The organism is Nocardioides zeicaulis (assembly GCF_042432345.1).
Classification (GTDB): domain Bacteria; phylum Actinomycetota; class Actinomycetes; order Propionibacteriales; family Nocardioidaceae; genus Nocardioides; species Nocardioides zeicaulis.
Genome location: NZ_JBHLXH010000001.1, coordinates 620,795 through 636,665, shown reverse-complemented (window position 1 = coordinate 636,665; position 15,871 = coordinate 620,795). Strand labels below are relative to the sequence as shown.

Genomic DNA, 15,871 nt, shown 5'->3' with positions numbered 1-15,871 from the left:
CCCTAACAAGGGGGCCCGGTGCCGGGCCGTGTGCCGCGGCGTTCACACAGCCGTAACACGACGCGGCGATCCGTTGCCTGCCCGCAACATCCGCTGCGGCCGGGCGTCACATCGCGGCCGCACGCTCTGGATGAACATGTGGACCCCTGCATGACACCGGCGTCATGACCCCGGCGGACCACACGAACGCACGTTTCCTGGAGGTTCTGTGGACGGCTATTACGCCTTCATGCTGGTGGCGACCGCCTTCGTCCTGATGATGACGGTGCCCGCGCTGGCCCTGTTCTACGGCGGCATGTCACGGTCGAAGTCCGTGCTCAACATGATGATGATGTCCTACGTCGCGGCTGCGATCGTCGGCATCCTCTACGTCGCGGTGGGCTGGTCGATGGGCTTCGGCGGCGACGGCACGCTGTTCGCCAATCCCTTCGAGCTGCTCTGGCTCGACGGTGTGTCCACCGACGGCTACATCTACGTGATGTTCCAGATGACCTTCGCAATCATCACCGCCGCCCTCATCAGCGGTGCGGTGGCCGACCGGCTCAAGTTCTCCGCCTGGGTCCTGTTCGTCCCGCTGTGGGCGGTCATCGTCTACTTCCCGATGGCCCACATGGTCTTCAGCTGCACCGACGACTCCCTCATCTGCGGCCGCATCGGCGCGCAGGACTACGCGGGCGGCACCGCGGTGCACATCAACGCCGGCGTCGCGGCCCTCGTGCTGGTCGTGCTGCTCGGCAAGCGCGTCGGCTGGCCGAAGGAGCAGATGCGCCCGCACAACCTGACGCTGACCATGCTCGGCGCCGGTCTGCTCTGGATGGGCTGGTACGGCTTCAACGTCGGCTCGATCGTCTTCGCCGGCGAGGAGGGCGAGGCGTTCTCCGCCCGCTTCATGTCCGAGACCGGTCGCACCTTCGGCACCACCACGCTCGCCACGATGGCCGCCATCCTGGGCTGGCTGCTCGTCGAGCGCCTCCTGCACGGCAGGGCCACCTCGCTCGGCGCCGCCTCCGGCATCGTCGCCGGCCTCGTCGCGATCACCCCGGCCGCCGGTGCGGTCAACCTCTCCGGCGCCGTGGCCATCGGCGCGATCGCCGGTGCGGTCTGTGCCTGGGCCGTGGGCCTGAAGTACAAGCTGGGTTACGACGACTCGCTCGACGTGGTCGGCGTGCACCTGGTCGGTGGCATCATCGGCACCGTGCTCATCGGGGTGTTCTCGACCTCCGACGGCGCCGGTGGCGTCGACGGGCTGCTCTACGGCGGAGGCTTCGGCTCGCTCGGCGACCAGGCGCTCGGCGTGCTCGTGGCCGTGCTCTACTCCGGCGTGCTGACCCTGGTCATCGGCCTGGCGATCAAGCTCACGATCGGCCTGCGCCTCGACGAGGAGGACGAGGTCAACGGCATCGACCTCGCTGCGCACGGCGAGTCGGCCTACGACCTCCACAGCGGCACCAGCGGCGGGCGCTCGAGCGTCCTGGCCGCCGCCACCTCCACCTCCACCGAAGGAGCCAACGCATGAAGCTCGTGACCGCGGTCATCAAGCCGCACAAGTGGGAGGACGTCCGCGAGGCGCTGGAGACCTTCGGCGTCGCCGGGATGACGGTCTCCGAGGTCAGCGGCTACGGCCGCCAGAAGGGCCACACCGAGGTCTACCGCGGCGCGGAGTACGACATCGCCCTGGTGCCCAAGATCCGCATCGAGATCGTGGTCGACGACGCCGACGCCGACGACGTGGTCGGCATCGTGGTGAAGACCGCGCAGACCGGTCGCATCGGTGACGGCAAGGTGTGGGTCAGCCCGGTCGACACCGTCGTACGGGTCCGGACCGGCGAGCAGGACGCGTCCGCGCTCTGATGGCAGCACGTCTCGGGACCGGTGGCACCGCCCTCCGCGTGGGGGAGGGCGCGTGACCGCCACGGATCGCCGGACCAGGGCCGCCTCGGCCGACGAGCTCTGCCGGCAGGCGTACGCCGCCTGCGGTGGGCCCGACGCCGGGGTGGCCCTGGTCGCGGTCGGGGGCTACGGGCGCGGCGAGCTCGCCCCGTGGTCCGACCTCGACGTCGTGCTGGTCCACGAGGACGGGCTCGACATCGGCGACCTGGGCAGCACCCTGTGGTACCCGCTGTGGGACTCCGGGCGCCGCCTCGACCACTCCGTGCGCTCGATGTCGCAGGTGCTCGAGGCAGCCGCCGACCTGCGCGTCGCGCTCGGCCTCCTCGACACCCGCCACGTCGCCGGCGACCCGGGCCTCACGCTGCGGCTGCGCACCACGATGCTGGCCGACTGGCGGCGCCAGGCGCGCTCGCGGCTGCCGGAGCTCAAGGCGATGACCCGCAAGCGGCACGGCGTCACCGGCGAGCTCGCGCACGCCTCGGTCCCTGACGTGAAGGAGGCCGAGGGCGGCCTGCGCGACGCGGGCGTGCTCAAGGCGATCGAGGCCAGCTGGCTGGTCGACGCCTCGACCCCCGCGCTCGAGGCCGCCCGGCTGCTGCTCCTCGACGTCCGCGACGAGGTGCAGGACCTGGCCGGACGGCCCGCCGACCGGATCGCCCCTGAGGCCTGGGCGCCGCTGGCCGAGCGCCTCGGGCTCGACGGCGCGGGCGCCGCCCAGCGCCACGTCCGCTCCCTCGGGCGCCGCATCGCCCACCTGTCGCGGCTGGCGTGGCGGCGCACCGACGCCGTGCTCGCGCGGCCCCAGGGGGAGAAGGGACGCCGGACCCCCGCCCTCGAGCGCATCGCACCCGGCCTCGCGCTCTCGCGCGGCGAGGTCGTCCTCGACGCCGGGACCCGGCCCGCGGACGACCCGACCCTGCTGCTCCGCGCGGCGGCCGAGGCCGCCAGCCGTGACGCCGTGCTCGCCCCGACCACCGCGGCCCGCCTCGTGCGGGAGGGCGCCGAGCTCCCGGTGCCGTGGCCGGCACCGGCGCGTGACGCCCTGGTGCGCCTGCTGGCCAGCGGGCCCGCCCTGCTGCCGGTGTGGGACACCCTCGACGAGGTCGACGGCATCGAGACGTTCCTCCCCGAGTGGGAGCAGGTCCGGCTGCTGCCGCACGCCTCGGCGATCCACCGCTTCACCGTCGACCGGCACGTCGTCGAGACCTGTGCCGAGGCGGGTGCGCTCATCCGCGGCGTTCGCCGCCCCGACCTGCTCCTGGTCGCGGCGCTGCTCCACGACATCGGCAAGGGCTCGCTGCACGACCACTCGGTCGCCGGGGAGCCGGTCGCCCGCAAGATCGTGACCCGGATGGGCTTCACCGACCTCGACGCCGAGGTGGTGGCCTCGCTGGTGCGCTGGCACCTGCTGCTGGCCGACCTCGGCACCACCCGCGACCCCGACGACCCGGCCACCACGGCCGAGCTCCTCGCCCACGTGCCCGACGCCGCGAGCCTCGAGCTGCTGCGCGCGCTCACCGAGGCCGACGCCCGCGCCACCTCGCCGGCGGCGTGGACCACCTGGCGCGCCTCGCTCGTCGACCAGCTCGTCGCCCGAGCCGGCGCCGCGCTGGGGGCGGAGATCGCGCACGCCCTCCCGACCGACCAGCTGCCGGTGCCCGACGTCGTACGCCGCGACGCCACCGCCGTCGCGGTGACCATCACCCCCCACGAGGTCGGGGCCACCGTGACCGTCGTGGCCGCCGACCGCGTCGGGCTGCTCGCCGACGTCGCGGGCGGGCTGGCCGCCCTGCGGGTGCCGGTCAAGGCAGCGCGGGCGTGGTCGCAGGTCGACGGGGAGGGGGAGTGGGCCGTCAGCGCCTGGGAGGTGCCCGACGCCTACCTCGACGCGGCCGTCGTGCGCGACCGGATCCGTCGCGTGGCCGACGGCGCGCAGGCGCTGCCCGGCCTCGCGGCCCGCAAGGAGGACGAGCTGCCGCCGATCGTGGAGGTCCGCCCGGACGCCTCGCGGGCCTCCCTCGTGCTGGAGATCCGCACCGCCGACCGTCCGGGGGTCGTCCACCGGGTGCTGACCACGCTCGCGGAGCTCGGCCTGACGGTCGCCTCGGCCCACGTGTCGACCCTCGGCCCGCAGGCCGTCGACGTGTTCTACGTGCAGGAGGTCGGCGGCGTGCGCCCCACCGAGGAGCGCGCCGCGGCCGCCGCCCACGCGGTCCGCACGGCCCTCGGCGGCTGACCCGCCGCCGCCGAGGCGGGCCCGACGAGGTCCGGCGGCTAGGCTGGGCCGCCGTACCACCCGACGATGCGAGGACTGACCACACCGTGTTCGCCACACTCTCCGACCGGCTCGCCGACACCTTCAAGAACCTGCGGGGGAAGGGCCGGCTCTCCGAGGCCGACATCGACGCCACCGCGCGCGAGATCCGCATCGCGCTGCTCGAGGCCGACGTCGCCCTGCCCGTCGTCAAGGAGTTCGTCGGCGCGGTCAAGGAACGCGCCCGCGGCGAGGAGGTCAGCGGCGCGCTGAACCCCGCGCAGCAGATCATCAAGATCGTCCACGAGGAGCTCGTGACGATCCTCGGCGGGGAGACCCGCCGGCTGCGCTACGCCAAGAGCGGTCCGACGGTCATCATGCTCGCCGGCCTCCAGGGTGCCGGCAAGACGACCCTGGCCGCCAAGCTCGCGCTCTGGCTCAAGGACCAGGACAAGACCCCGATGCTGGTCGCGGCCGACCTGCAGCGCCCCAACGCGGTGCAGCAGCTCCAGGTCAACGGCGAGCGCGTCGGCGTGCCGGTCTTCGCCCCCGAGCCGGGCAACGGCACCGGCAACCCGGTCGACGTCGCCCGCGCCTCGATCGAGGAGGCCAAGCGCAAGCTCCACGACGTCGTCATCATCGACACCGCGGGTCGCCTCGGTGTCGACGCCGAGCTCATGCAGCAGGCCAAGGACATCCGCGACGCCGTCCAGCCCGACGAGGTGCTCTTCGTCGTCGACGCGATGATCGGCCAGGACGCGGTCGTCACCGCCCAGGCCTTCCTCGACGGCGTCGGCTACGACGGCGTGGTGCTCACCAAGCTCGACGGCGACGCCCGCGGTGGTGCGGCCCTGTCGATCCGCTCGATCACCGGCAAGCCGGTCATGTTCGCCTCCAGCGGCGAGAAGATGACCGACTTCGACCTCTTCCACCCCGACCGGATGGCCTCGCGCATCCTCGACATGGGCGACATGCTCACCCTGATCGAGCAGGCGGAGAAGGCGTTCGACTCCGACCAGGCCCTCAAGGCCGCGGAGAAGCTCGGCACCAAGGGCGGCTTTACCCTGGAGGACTTCCTCCAGCAGATGCAGCAGATCCGCAAGCTCGGCTCGATGACCAAGATCATGGGCATGCTGCCCGGGATGGGCCAGTTCCGCGACCAGCTCGAGAACTTCGACGAGCGCGAGATCGACCGGATCCAGGCGATCATCCAGTCGATGACCCCCGCCGAGCGGGAGAACCCCAAGATCATCGACGGCTCCCGGCGCGCCCGCATCGCCAAGGGCTCGGGCCGCCAGGTCTCCGACGTCAACCAGCTCGTCGACCGCTTCTTCGAGGCGCGCAAGATGATGGAGCAGATGGCCCGCGGCGGCGGGATGCCCGGCATGCCGGGGATGCCCGGGATGCCGGGGCTCGGCGGCGGCAAGCGCGCCGGTGCCAAGCAGCAGGCGAAGAAGGGCAAGAGCAAGCGCGGCTCGGGCAACCCCGCCAAGGCCGCGCAGCAGGCCGCTGCCCAGAAGGCCGCTGCCGCGCAGAAGGCCGGCAACCCGTTCGGCAACCCCGCCGGCGGCGAGGTCGACTACGAGAAGGCCGCCGAGCAGCTCAACCTCCCCAAGGACTTCACCCAGTTCCTGAAGTGAGGCCGGCGGGCTGACGCTGCCCGCCGCTTCTGCGACATCGCGGAAGATCCGGGCCACGTGACGACTCGGATCTTCCGCGATCTCCACCAGCCCCCGGCCGGGCCGCCGTCCAGCCCCGCCCGCCGTCGCGCGGCCCTCGACCCTGAGTCGCTGGGAGACTCAAGGTGCAGCCCGGGCGTGTCGCGCGCGCGATGCACGCACCCGGTCGGCGGCACCCTGTCCAACCCGGACCGCGGGTGGTTGGGTGGACGGCGTACGCCGGACCACCGAGGGGGACACGCATGACCGAGCCGTTCGACCACCTGCTGGAGAAGTACGCCCGACTCGTCGTGCGGGTGGGCGCCAACGTCCAGCCCGGCCAGGAGGTGGTGGTCAGCGCGCTCCCCGAGCAGGCCGACGCCGCCCGGGCGATCACCGCCGAGGCCTACCGCGTCGGGGCGTCGCGGGTCACCCTCGAGTACCGCGATCCGTTCGCCAAGCGCGCGGCGGTGGAGCACGGGCCCGAGGAGATGCTCGGCAAGGCGCAGGAGCACGAGTTCGTCCAGGTGCGCGGCTGGAAGCAGACCCGCCCGGCGATGATCTCGCTCACCGGCAACCCGCACCCGACGCTGATGGACGGGCTCGACCCGGCGCGGCTCGCGAAGGCGGTCCCGGTCGAGCTGATCCAGGAGGTCATGCCGCTGACGACGACCAACCAGGTCGCCTGGACGGTGGTCGGCGCGCCGACCAAGGGATGGGCCGACAGCGTCGGGGTCAGCGACGTCGCCGCCCTGTGGGACGCGGTCGCCACCAGCATGCGTCTGCACGAGGCCGACCCGATCGCGGCCTGGCAGGCGCACGTCGCCAGGCTCGGGGCGCGCGCGGCCGTCCTCAACGCCCACGGCTTCGACAAGATCCGCTACCGCGGCCCCGGCACCGACCTCACCCTCGGCCTCACCTCACGCTCGCGGTGGATCGGGGGCGCGGTGCAGAACGAGGCAGGCGTCGAGTTCGTCCCCAACATGCCGACCGAGGAGGTCTTCGTCTCCCCGGACTGGCGTCGCGCGGAGGGGACCGTACGCACGTCCGCACCGTTCTTCCTCGCCTCGATGGGGGCCCTGGTCGAGGGCCTCGAGCTCGAGGTCCGTGACGGCACCGTCACCGGTGCCACCGCCGAGCGGGGCGAGGAGGCGGTGCAGGCGCAGTTCGACCTGATCCCGCGCTCGCGCCACTTCGGCGAGGTCGCGATCGTCGACGCGGACTCGGCCGTGGCGGCGACGGGGCTGGTCTACAAGGACATGCTCTTCGACGAGAACGTCGGCTCCCACATCGCGTGGGGGATGGGCTACACCGCCGCGATGGACGACACGGTCCAGCTGAGCCAGGAGCAGCGCATCGACGAGGGCCTCAACCAGGCCAACACCCACGTCGACATCGTCATCGGCAGCCCGGAGGTCCAGATCGACGGCATCCACGCCGACGGCTCGTCGGTGGCGGTCACCCGCGGCAACGAGTTCGTGCTGAGCGACTGACACACTGGACCGGGTGAGCACGGTCCTGGTCGTCGACGCCGCCAACGTGGTGGGGTCCGTGCCCGACGGCTGGTGGAAGGACCGCGCGGGTGCCGCGCGCCGCCTGCACGAGCGGCTGCTCGTGGGCGACACGTCCTACGACGAGATCGTGCTGGTGCTGGAGGGGCAGGCCAAGGGCGGTGTACGGGCCGGGCGCGACGCGCACGTGCGCACCGTGCACGCCGGTCGCGACGGTGACTCCGAGATCCGCGCGCAGGTGGACCGCGCCCTCGGCGCCGGGCACGTGGTGACGGTGGTGACGGCCGACCGGATGCTCGGGGCCAACGTCTCGCCCGCACAGGTCGTCAGCCCGTCGTGGCTGCTCGACCGGGTCTGACCGGATGGGCTGAGGCCGGTCCTCAGTCGCCCGAGGTCGCGACGGCCACGGCCATCGTGACGGCACCGACGACCTCCGCCCGCTCGCCGAGCTCGCCGGGGACCACGCGCAGCGCCCGGGCGGCGGCGGGCTGGGCGTAGCGGTCGACCGCACGGCGTACACCGTCGACCACCGTGCTCGAGCGCCCCACCGTGCCGCCGAGGACGAGGACGGCCGGGTCGAGGTGGTGGGTCAGGTCGGCGAGCGCGCGACCGACCGTCGCACCCGCGTCGCCCAGCACCCGCCTCACGCCCGCGTCGCCGGCCGCATCGAGCTCGAGCAGCCGCTCGAGGGTCAGCTCGTCGTCGTGGGCCGGCTGCACGGCGCGCAGCAGGGCGCGGGCCGAGACCCGGGTCTCCAGGCAGCCCCGGTTGCCGCACCGGCACACGTCGCCGTCGTCGCCGACCTGCACGTGGCCGAGCTCCCCGGCCGTCCCGGTGGCTCCGCGGTGCACCCTCCCGCCGAGGACCAGGCCCGACCCGACACCGCTGGCGAGCTTGACGTAGACCACGTCGTGGTGGCCGCGGGCGGCGCCGTGGCGCACCTCGGCCAGCGCCCCGAGGTTGGCGTCGTTGTCGACGATGACGGGCGCGTCGAGGCGCCGCTCGAGCTCCGCGCCCGGGTCGACGCCGCGCCAGCCGGGCAGGATCGCGATGCTGACCGTCCCGCTCGCGCGGTCGACCGGAGCCGGCACGCACATCCCGACGGCGTGCACCGTCTCCGTGTCGAGCCCGGCCGAGGCCAGCGTCGAGCGCACCAGTCCGGCAGCCAGGTCGAGGACCGGGGGCCCGGCGACGTCGACGTCGAGGTGCCGGGTCTCCTCGGCGAGGATCTCGCCCGTCGGCCCTGCTGCCGCCACCCGGACGTGCCCGTGGCCGACGTCGACCCCCACGACGCCCCCGGGCGCCGTGGCCAGCTCGACGAGCACCGGCGGGCGTCCCGAGCCGCCCTTGTGCGGGCGGCTGCGCCCGGTCTCGCGGACCTGGCCGGCGTCGAGCAGCTCGCGCACCAGGCCCGAGACGGTCGTCGTCGACAGCCCGCTCGCCCGGGCGAGCTCGGCGCGGCTCTGCGGACCGGCCGCCGCGAGCTGGCCCAGCACCCGCCGGCGGTTCGCCCGCCGCAGGTCCTCGAGGGACCCGCCGCGGCCACGCGGGGGAGTGGGGACGGGCACGTCGGGCCTTTCCGACGGGAAGCGGACGAAAGATCGGTGCCGGGCGGCTTTCTCGGCATTGACGCGCACGATAGCCGCTTCCTACGTTCGCGTGTGACGGGCGTCACGTCAGGCGCCCGCTCTCGATCTCGGGTCCCAGGGAGCACGCCATGCCATCAGACCACCCGTCCGCCACGCCCTCACGCAGGCCACGACGGCGTCTGCGTCCCGTCACCGGCCTCCTCGCCGCCGCTGTGCTGGGCGCCTCGTCGCTCGCCGTCACGGCGCCGTCGGGCGCCACCGACGACGGCGCCGCCTCGACCGCGCAGGCGCCGGCCGCAGCGGCCTACCGCAACCCGCGCCTCCCGGTCGCCCGGCGGGTCGCCGACCTGCTGGGCCGGATGACGCTCGCGGAGAAGATCGGGCAGATGGCGCAGGCCGAGCGCGTCGACATCGACGCCGACACCTCGCTCATCACCACCTACGGCCTCGGCAGCGTGCTGTCCGGGGGCGGCTCGACGCCCACGCCCAACACGGCCGAGGCGTGGGCCGACATGGTCGACCGCTACCAGCAGGCCGCGCTCGCGACCCGGCTCGGCATCCCGCTGCTCTACGGCGTGGACTCCGTGCACGGTCACGGCAACCTCGTCGGCGCGACGATCTTCCCGCACAACATCGGGCTCGGGGCGACCCGCGACCCGCGCCTGGTGGAGAGGATCGGTGCCATCACGGCGGAGGAGACGCGGGCCAGCGGCCCCCAGTGGGCGTTCGCACCGTGCCTGTGCGTGGCCCGCGACGACCGCTGGGGCCGCACCTACGAGTCGTTCGGCGAGGACCCCGACCTGGTCACCTCGATGACCACCGCCATCCGCGGGCTCCAGGGCCGTCCCGGGCAGCTCGACGACCCGACCCACGTGCTCGCCTCCGCCAAGCACTTCGCCGGTGACGGGCTCACGACCTACGACGAGTCGGCTGCCGGCACGGGTGCCTACCCGATCGACCAGGGTGTCACCCAGGTCGACCACGAGACGTTCGACGAGCTCGCCCTGGCGCCGTACTGGCCGGCCGTGCGCAAGTACGACGTCGGCTCGGTGATGCCGTCGTTCTCCAGCGTCGACTGGACCGAGGACGGCCTGGGCAACCCGACCAAGATGCACGCCAACGCCGAGCTCATCACCGGGGTGCTGAAGGGCGAGCTGCGCTTCGACGGCATCGTCATCTCCGACTGGCGCGCCATCCGCCAGCTGCCGGGCACCTACCGCGACCAGGTCCGGGCGTCCGTGCTGGCCGGTGTCGACATGTTCATGGAGCCGATCCAGGCGCCCAACAACCCGACTGGCTGGGACGAGTTCATCCCCACCCTCACCGACCTCGTCGACAGCGGCGAGGTGCCGGTGTCGCGGATCGACGACGCGGTCACCCGCATCCTCACCAAGAAGTTCGAGCTCGGCCTCTTCGAGCACCCCTTCACCGACCGGCGCCACCTCGACGACATCGGCAGCGCCCAGCACCGCCGGGTCGCCCGCACGGCGGTCGCGGAGTCGCAGGTGCTGCTCAAGAACGAGCGCCGGGCGGTGCCCCTCGCCCGCCGGCACCCGGTCTACGTCGCCGGCGCCAAGGCCGACAGCATCGGCGACCAGGCCGGTGGCTGGACCGTGACGTGGCAGGGCGGGTCGACCAACGAGATCCCCGGCAACACGATCCTCGACGGCGTCCGCGGCGAGGCGACGAGGGTGACCTGGAGCCCGGACGGCTCGAAGCCGGTGCCGCAGGGCGCCTCGGCGGTCGTGGTCGTGGGCGAGACGCCGTACGCCGAGGGCTTCGGCGACGTCGGGGGCCCGCAGTGGGCCTACGACCCGGCCGACAACAACGTCCCGCGCCCGGCCCAGACCATGGAGCTCTCCACCTCCGACCAGGACCTCGTCCGCTCGGTGTGCGCGAAGGTCGAGACCTGCGTCGTGGTGCTGCTGTCCGGGCGACCCGTCGTCATCGACCCGTCCCTGCTCTCCTCGATCGACGCGCTGCAGGCCGCGTGGCTTCCCGGCAGCCAGGGCGAGGGCGTCACCGACGTCCTGTTCGGCCGCAAGCCCTACACCGGCAGGCTCCCGGTGAGCTGGCCGCGCAGCGTGGCGCAGGAGCCCATCAACGTCGGCGACGCCGACTACGACCCGCTGTTCCCCTACGGCTGGGGCCTGCGCGCGCGCCGCTGAACGGCACAGACCCACCGATCCACCGTGGCCCGACCCGTGACCCGGGTCGGGCCACGGTCGCGCTCGCTAGGGTCGGTCCATGTCCCCTGAGCCCGCCCTGCGCTTCCGCGGCCCGGTCCTGCCCGACGGCGAGCCGCGCGACCTCTACGTCGTCGACGGCCGCGTCACGTGGGAGGTGCAGCCGGGCGCCGACACCGTCGCCGAGGGCTGGATCGTGCCGGGTCTCGTCGACGCCCACTGCCACCTCGGGCTCGACGACTTCGGCGCCACCGACGACGCCGCGACCGAGCAGCAGGCCCTCGACGACCGCGACGGGGGAGCGCTGCTGATCCGCGACGCCGGGTCCGCCGCCGACACCCGCTGGGTGCAGGACCGCGACGACCTGCCCCGGCTGATCCGCTGCGGGCGCCACATCGCCGCCACCCGGCGCTACATCCGGGGCTACGCCCACGAGGTCGAGCCCGACGAGCTCGCCACCTACGCCGCGCAGGAGGCGCGCAACGGCGACGGGTGGATCAAGCTCGTGGGTGACTGGATCTCCCGCGACGAGGGCGACCTCGCCCCGTCGTTCCCGGCCGAGGCGTTCGCGGCGGCCATCGACGCCGCCCACGCCGAGGGCGCCAAGGTCACCGCCCACTGCTTCGGCCACGGCGTGCTGCCCGGCCTGATCGAGGCCGGGATCGACTGCATCGAGCACGGCACCGGCCTGACCGAGGACCTCATCGACGCGATGGTCGCGCACGGCACGCGCCTGGTGCCGACGGTCATGCAGCTCGACAAGTTCCCCGAGCACGCCGCCGCCGGGCGCGAGAAGTTCCCCGACTACGCCGCCACGATGACCGACCTCTACGCACGGATGCCGGCCACGGTCATGGCCGCCCACGAGGCCGGCGTGCCGATCTACGCCGGGTCCGACGGCGGCGGGATCAGCCGCCACGGCAACATCGCGGGCGAGGTCGAGGCCCTGGTCCGGATCGGGATGCCGGCCTTCGACGCCCTCGGCGCCGCGAGCTGGCGAGCGCGGGAGTGGCTGGGGGTCGACGGGCTCACCGAGGGCGCGTCCGCCGACTTCGTGGTCTACGACCGCAACCCGGTCGAGGACCTCTCGGTGCTGCGCACCCCTCGCGCGATCGTGCTCCGCGGCGCGCTGGTCGGGCCGCGTGCCTGACCGGCCGAAACGGTTTGTGCCGCCCGCCGGGCGTCGGTGCGGATGCCGGGCATGAGGACCGCCGCCGACGTCTACCCGCCCTTCGGGCTTCGCGTGGTCGCCGGCCCGATCGAGATGCGCGGTCTCACCGACGAGCTGCTCCTGGAGCTGTGCGACGTCGCGGAGCGCGGCATCCACGACCCCGACGAGATGCCGTTCTACGTCCCGTGGTCGTCCGCGCCCGCCGGCGAGCTGTCGCGCAACACCGCGCAGTACCACTGGGGCAAGCGCGCGACCTTCAGCCCCGACGACTTCTGCCTGGACCTCGCCGTGCTGGTCGACGGCCGTGTGGTGGGCGCGCAGGGGGTGGCGGCGAGGAACTTCCCCGTGACCCGCACCGGTGAGACCGGCTCGTGGCTGGGGCGTGAGTTCCAGGGTCGCGGCATCGGCACCGCGATGCGGCGCGTGTTCTGCGCCCTGCTCTTCGACCACCTCGGCTTCGAGGAGATCACCTCGGCGGCGTTCCTCGACAACCCGGCCTCGCTGGGGGTCTCGCGCAAGGTCGGCTACACCGAGACGGGCGTGACCCGGGTGAGGCGGCGCGAGGGCGAGCTGGCCCGCACGCAGGGCCTGCTGCTGACGCCCGGGACGTTCGTGCGCGACGACGTACCCCTCGAGGTGACGGGGGCCGCCGCGGTGCGCGGCTTCATCGGGATCGGCGACGCCTGACGACCCGGGAGGCCGCCCGCAGCGCGGAGGACCACCGGATTGGTCGCGCACGGCCGTCGTCTGGCAGAATCTTCCCTCGTGTCCTGCCTGCCCGGACCCTCTCATCCGAGCAGGCAGCGCCCATCGAGTTGCCCGGCCCTGGTGTCCCCACCTACGGACCGGCCCCTCACCCACGACAATTTCTGAGGAGACACCACAAACGTGGCCGTCAAGATTCGCTTGAAGCGCCTGGGCAAGATCCGGGTGCCGCAGTACCGCATCGTCGTCGTCGACTCGCGCAAGAAGCGCGACGGCAGGGTCCTCGAGGAGATCGGCAAGTACCACCCGAAGGAGGAGCCGTCGCTCATCGACGTCGTCTCCGACCGGGCGCAGTACTGGCTCGGCGTGGGCGCCCAGCCCACCGAGGCCGTCGAGGTCCTGCTGAAGGTCACCGGTGACTGGCAGAAGTTCAAGGGCCTGCCGGGCGCCGAGGGCACGCTGAAGGTCAAGGAGCCCAAGCGCTCCAAGCTCGACATCTTCAACGAGGCCCTCAAGGAGGCCGCCGCCGAGCCCAAGGGTGCGGCGACGACCACCAAGAAGAAGGCCGAGAAGAAGACCGAGGAGCCCGCCGCCGAGGCGCCTGCCGAGGTCCCCGCCGACGAGACCCCCGAGGGTGCCGCTGACGCCGCCGAGGCGTCGGAGACGGTGACCGCCGAGGACGCCGGCAAGAGCGAGGCGTGAGCGACGTGCTGGCCGAGGCTCTCGAGCACCTGGTGCGTGGCATCGTCGACCACCCCGACGACGTCATCGTCCGCGACAAGCAGATGCGTCGTGGCTCGATCCTCGAGGTCCGGGTCCACCCCGACGACCTCGGCAAGGTGATCGGCCGCAACGGCCGCACCGCGACGGCCTTCCGCACCGTCGTCTCGGCCCTTGCGGGCCGCGGCGGTGCGCGGGTCGACTTCGTCGACACCGACCGGCGCCGCTGAGCGACGCACAGCCTGCACGACGGGCGCCACCCTGACCGGGGTGGCGCCCGTCGTCGTTCCGCGGTCCCTGCGCGGCGGGGTCCCGGCGGCCCGGGATCGCCGGGACGGCGATAATCTCTGCTGCGTGAGCGAGGACATCGAGGTCGTGGTCGGCCGCATCGGCAAGCCCCACGGCATCCGCGGGGAGGTCACCCTCGACGTCCGCACCGACGAGCCCGAGCGGCGCTTCGCCCCCGGCGCGGTCCTGCGTGCCCAGGCCCCCGCCGGCGCCGACCGTCGCCCCTCGTCGCTCACCGTCGCCCGCGCCCGCTGGCACCAGAGCACCCTCCTGGTGACGTTCGAGGAGCTGGCCGACCGCAACGCCGCCGAGGCAGCGCGCGGCACCGTCCTGCACGCCACCCTGGCCGCCGACGAGACGCCCGAGGACCCCGACGAGTTCTACGACCACCAGCTGGTCGGACTGGCCGTCGTGGACCTCGACGGAACCCACATCGGCGAGGTCCGCGCCGTCGTCCACGGCTCCGCCCAGGACCTGCTGGGCGTCCGCACCCCCGACGGGCGCGACGCGCTCGTGCCGTTCGTCTCCGCGCTGGTGCCGGAGGTCGACCTGGCCGCCGGCCGCGTCGTCGTCGCCGACCGCCCCGGGCTGGTCGCGCCCTTCCCCGACGACAAGCCCGACGAGCGGGCCGACGAGCAGGCCGGGGCGAGGGGCGACGCGCCCGCATGAGGATCGACGTCGTCACGATCTTCCCCGACTACCTCGCGCCGCTCGACCTGAGCCTGCCGGGCAAGGCGCGTGACAAGGGCCTGCTCGACCTCCGGGTCCACGACCTGCGCCAGTGGACGACCGACCGGCACCGCACGGTCGACGACACCCCCTACGGCGGCGGCGCCGGGATGGTGATGAAGCCCGAGCCCTGGGGCGAGGCGCTCGACGCGGTCGCCGGGGGCGCGACCATCGTCTTCACGACGCCGAGCGGCGAGCCGTTCACGCAGCGGCTGGCCGAGGAGCTGAGCGGCCACGAGCACCTGGTGTTCGCCTGCGGGCGCTACGAGGGCATCGACCAGCGGGTGATCGACCACGCCGCGACGGTGGGCACCGTGCGGGAGGTGTCGCTAGGCGACTACGTGCTCAACGGGGGCGAGGTGGCCGCCCTGGCGATCACCGAGGCGGTGGTCCGGCTGCTGCCCGGCTTCATGGGCAACGCCGAGTCGCTCGTGGAGGAGTCCCACACCGACGGCCTGCTGGAGTACCCCGTCTACACCAAGCCGGCCACCTGGCGCGGCCGCGAGGTCCCCGACGTGCTCCTCTCGGGCGACCACGCCCGGATCGCCGCCTGGCGGCGCGAGCAGGCCGAGCACCGCACGGCGCTGCGGCGCCCCGACCTGCTTCCCGCGACGGGAGCGGTCGGGGCGCTGGCCGACCTCGACGTGCGCGCCGCCGTGCCCGCCGACGCCGGCGAGCTGTTCACCCTGCAGCGCGCCTGCTGGCTCCAGGAGCTGGAGGCCAACCCCGGCGTCGAGATCCCCGCGCTGCGCGAGTCGCTCGACGACGTACGCCGTGGGCTGGGGGAGTGGACCGTCATGATGGCCCGCGAACCCTCCTCCGGTCGCCTCGTGGGCGCGGTCCGCGGCCGCCTCGACGAGCACGGCGAGTGGGACATCGGGCGGGTCATGGTCGCCCCCGACCTCCAGGGCCGCGGCCTCGGGCGCGGGCTCCTGGAGCTGGTGGAGCGGCTCGCGCCCGCCGGCGTCGAGACGTTCGTCCTGTTCACCGGCGCGCGCTCGAGCGCCAACCAGCGGATGTACAAGAAGGCGGGCTTCCGGCTGCGGCCCGACCGGGAGGCGCCGGCGGGAGCCGTGGTGATGACCAAGCGCGCCCCGCGGCGGACCGGACCGCGCCGGTCGATTTCCGGCTGACCGGACGTTCTGGCAGACTTCGTCCTCGGTCTGCTCG

At 73.4% G+C, this 15,871-nt stretch carries 14 protein-coding genes; 13 read left to right on the top strand and 1 reads right to left on the bottom strand.

Features of this window, described 5'->3' with window-relative positions:
* Positions 1-208 precede the first annotated feature (208 nt).
* From ACFFJG_RS03155 to ACFFJG_RS03130, 6 genes are all read left to right on the top strand, one after another.
* Positions 209-1,516 carry an ammonium transporter gene (locus tag ACFFJG_RS03155; RefSeq protein WP_378517155.1) on the top strand — a complete coding sequence of 436 codons (1,308 nt, stop codon included), beginning with the start codon at positions 209-211 and terminating at the stop codon, positions 1,514-1,516.
* Positions 1,513-1,851, top strand: coding sequence for a P-II family nitrogen regulator (locus ACFFJG_RS03150; RefSeq protein ID WP_121138992.1), 339 nt, complete (start codon positions 1,513-1,515; stop codon positions 1,849-1,851). Before ACFFJG_RS03155 ends, ACFFJG_RS03150 begins: the two co-directional genes overlap by 4 nt.
* A 52-nt stretch (positions 1,852-1,903) precedes the next feature.
* A complete protein-coding gene (locus tag ACFFJG_RS03145; protein ID WP_378517154.1) occupies positions 1,904-4,126 on the top strand; it encodes a [protein-PII] uridylyltransferase in 2,223 nt (740 codons plus the stop codon).
* A gap of 86 nt (positions 4,127-4,212) precedes the next feature.
* Entirely contained in the window at positions 4,213-5,784 is a 1,572-nt protein-coding gene (ffh, locus tag ACFFJG_RS03140; protein WP_378517153.1) for a signal recognition particle protein, read from the top strand.
* 281 nt (positions 5,785-6,065) lie between these two features.
* A complete protein-coding gene (locus ACFFJG_RS03135; RefSeq protein ID WP_378517152.1) occupies positions 6,066-7,295 on the top strand; it encodes an aminopeptidase in 1,230 nt (409 codons plus the stop codon).
* A gap of 13 nt (positions 7,296-7,308) precedes the next feature.
* On the top strand, positions 7,309-7,671 hold the full coding sequence (locus tag ACFFJG_RS03130; RefSeq protein WP_378517151.1) for a hypothetical protein: 363 nt from the start codon (positions 7,309-7,311) through the stop codon (positions 7,669-7,671).
* A gap of 22 nt (positions 7,672-7,693) precedes the next feature.
* Here ACFFJG_RS03130 and ACFFJG_RS03125 read toward each other — a convergent pair whose 3' ends face one another.
* Positions 7,694-8,881 (bottom strand): ROK family transcriptional regulator, encoded by a 1,188-nt coding sequence (locus tag ACFFJG_RS03125; RefSeq protein WP_378517150.1) that lies wholly within the window; start codon positions 8,879-8,881, stop codon positions 7,694-7,696.
* 149 nt (positions 8,882-9,030) lie between these two features.
* Between ACFFJG_RS03125 and ACFFJG_RS03120 the strand changes: the two genes are divergently transcribed.
* The 7 genes from ACFFJG_RS03120 to trmD all read left to right on the top strand — a co-directional run bounded on the left by ACFFJG_RS03120 (position 9,031) and on the right by trmD (position 15,834).
* On the top strand, positions 9,031-11,070 hold the full coding sequence (locus ACFFJG_RS03120; RefSeq protein ID WP_378517149.1) for a glycoside hydrolase family 3 protein: 2,040 nt from the start codon (positions 9,031-9,033) through the stop codon (positions 11,068-11,070).
* Positions 11,071-11,149: 79 nt separating this feature from the next.
* On the top strand, positions 11,150-12,238 hold the full coding sequence (locus ACFFJG_RS03115; RefSeq protein WP_378517148.1) for an amidohydrolase family protein: 1,089 nt from the start codon (positions 11,150-11,152) through the stop codon (positions 12,236-12,238).
* Positions 12,239-12,289: 51 nt separating this feature from the next.
* On the top strand, positions 12,290-12,946 hold the full coding sequence (locus ACFFJG_RS03110; RefSeq protein WP_378517147.1) for a GNAT family N-acetyltransferase: 657 nt from the start codon (positions 12,290-12,292) through the stop codon (positions 12,944-12,946).
* Between the two features lie 201 nt (positions 12,947-13,147).
* Positions 13,148-13,666: a 30S ribosomal protein S16 gene (gene rpsP / locus ACFFJG_RS03105; RefSeq protein WP_378517146.1), complete on the top strand. Its 519-nt coding sequence runs from the start codon at positions 13,148-13,150 to the stop codon at positions 13,664-13,666.
* A 5-nt stretch (positions 13,667-13,671) separates the two neighbouring features.
* A complete protein-coding gene (locus ACFFJG_RS03100) occupies positions 13,672-13,914 on the top strand; it encodes an RNA-binding protein (protein WP_121139827.1) in 243 nt (80 codons plus the stop codon).
* A 124-nt stretch (positions 13,915-14,038) separates the two neighbouring features.
* Positions 14,039-14,641, top strand: coding sequence for a ribosome maturation factor RimM (rimM, locus tag ACFFJG_RS03095; RefSeq protein WP_378517145.1), 603 nt, complete (start codon positions 14,039-14,041; stop codon positions 14,639-14,641).
* Positions 14,638-15,834 carry a tRNA (guanosine(37)-N1)-methyltransferase TrmD gene (trmD, locus tag ACFFJG_RS03090; RefSeq protein ID WP_378517144.1) on the top strand — a complete coding sequence of 399 codons (1,197 nt, stop codon included), beginning with the start codon at positions 14,638-14,640 and terminating at the stop codon, positions 15,832-15,834. The genes rimM and trmD overlap by 4 nt, the downstream gene beginning before the upstream one ends.
* The last annotated feature ends 37 nt before the right edge of the window (positions 15,835-15,871 follow it).